The sequence below is a fragment of the Thermomonas sp. genome, assembly GCF_025993755.1.
Lineage (GTDB): Bacteria > Pseudomonadota > Gammaproteobacteria > Xanthomonadales > Xanthomonadaceae > Thermomonas.
On record NZ_JAMQHN010000030.1, the window covers coordinates 1 to 1,757 of the forward strand.

The 1,757-nt window shown below is 68.9% G+C and carries 2 protein-coding genes and 2 pseudogenes; all 4 read left to right on the forward strand.

What is annotated here, in order from left to right; all coding sequences use genetic code 11:
* Positions 1 to 166: pseudogene (locus Q0X16_RS02485) on the forward strand (CopG family transcriptional regulator); the annotation flags it as partial.
* Complete coding sequence (gene trbB, locus Q0X16_RS02490) at positions 163 to 1,230, forward strand: P-type conjugative transfer ATPase TrbB (RefSeq protein ID WP_060544818.1); 1,068 nt, start codon at positions 163 to 165, stop codon at positions 1,228 to 1,230. The pseudogene Q0X16_RS02485 and the gene trbB, both read left to right, overlap by 4 nt.
* Positions 1,227 to 1,610 carry a TrbC/VirB2 family protein gene (locus tag Q0X16_RS02495; RefSeq protein WP_048257309.1) on the forward strand — a complete coding sequence of 128 codons (384 nt, stop codon included), beginning with the start codon at positions 1,227 to 1,229 and terminating at the stop codon, positions 1,608 to 1,610. The genes trbB and Q0X16_RS02495 overlap by 4 nt, the downstream gene beginning before the upstream one ends.
* Positions 1,607 to 1,757, forward strand: a pseudogene (locus Q0X16_RS02500) (VirB3 family type IV secretion system protein); the annotation flags it as partial. The gene Q0X16_RS02495 and the pseudogene Q0X16_RS02500, both read left to right, overlap by 4 nt.

Genomic DNA, 1,757 nt, shown 5'->3' on the forward strand with positions numbered 1-1,757 from the left:
GCGCGCCCAAGGCCGGGCACGCTTCGAGCAATTCGTTGAACAGTTGGGCCGCCACCTGCTGCGCGGCCGCAGCCTGGTGCGGGACGTAGTGGACGAACTGCACCCCGACCCGGTGCGAATGGATGACGCGGCGGCGCTGGCCGAAGCGCAGGAGCGTGCCTCATGAGCGCCCTTCCGCAGACCCCGCCCGAACGCTCGTCCACCGCGGCTTCGCTGGATCGCCGCATCCAGATGCTGCGCACGGCAATGGGGCCGGTCATCGCCAGCGCGCTGGCCGATCCCGACGTGGTGGAAATCATGCTCAACCCCGATCGCACCCTATGGGTAGATCGGCTGTCCTCGGGCCGCATGCCGCTGGGCGTGGAACTGTCCGAAGACGATGGCGAACGCATCATCCGACTGGTAGCCGCGCACGTTGGCGCGGAGGTGCATCGCGGGCGGCCGCTGCTGACGGCCGAGCTGCCCGAAACCGGCGAGCGGTTCGAGGGCATCTTGCCGCCGGCTGCGCCTGGGCCAGCCTTCGCGCTGCGCAAGCGCGCCGTGAGCATCATCGGGCTGGATCGCTACGTCGCCGATGGCATCCTGACCACCGCGCAGGCCGAGTTCCTGCGCCGCGCCGTGCGCGAGCGCCAGAACATCCTGATCGCCGGGGCGACGAGCAGTGGCAAGACCACGCTCGCCAATGCCTTGCTTGCGGAAATCGCCGCCACGGGCGACCGCGTGCTGGTGCTCGAAGACACCATCGAGCTGCAATGCGCGGCCCGCGACCATGTGCCGCTGCGCACCCGCGCGGGCGTCGTGTCCATGACCGAGCTGGTGCGCGCCACGATGCGCCTGCGCCCCGACCGCGTGATCGTCGGCGAAGTGCGCGGCGGCGAAGCTCTGGACTTGGTTAAGGTGTGGGGCACCGGCCACCCCGGCGGCATCGCCACCATCCACGCCGGTTCCGCGCTGGGCGCGCTGCTGCGCCTCGAACAGTTGATTCTTGAAGTGGCGGTGAACCCGCCGCGTGCGCTGATCGCCGAGGCGGTCAACGTCGTGATCCACATCGCCGGACGCGGCCGCAAGCGCCGCGTGGAAAGCATCGCCCGCGTCGTCGGCTTCGACGGTGTGGGCTACCGCCTGGCGGACGCGCTGGAAACGCCGTTTCCCGAGCTGACGCCGGTTCCTCTCGCAGCCGATGCCGCTGCGCCTTCCTTGTCCCCTGACCAACCTGGAGAACTGCCATGACGCAGATGCACATTCCTGCTTCCCGTATTTCCGTAAATCCGGCTTCGACCATCGCACGCCTGCGGCGGCTGGTCGGCCCCGCGCACCACGGCCTGCTGCTGGCCGCAGTCATGCTAATGACGGCGGGCACGGCGAAGGCATCCGGTTCCTCGATGCCATGGGAAGGCCCTCTGCAATCCATTCTGGAGTCGATTCAGGGGCCGGTGGCACGCATCGTCGCGGTCATCATCATCATCGCCACCGGCCTCGCGCTGGCCTTCGGCGACACATCGGGCGGATTCCGCAAGCTGATCCAGATCGTGTTCGGCCTGTCCATCGCGTTCGCGGCTTCGAGCTTCTTCCTGTCGTTCTTCAGCTTCTCCGGCGGGGCCGTCGTATGAGCGGGCCGGACAGCTTCGCGGCCGGCTTCGAGGTGCCGCTGCATCGCTCGCTGACCGAACCGCTTTTGATGGGCGGCGCACCGCGCACCGTGGCGATCGCCAACGGCACGCTGGCCGCCGCCGTCGGCCTGGGCCTGCAACTCTGGA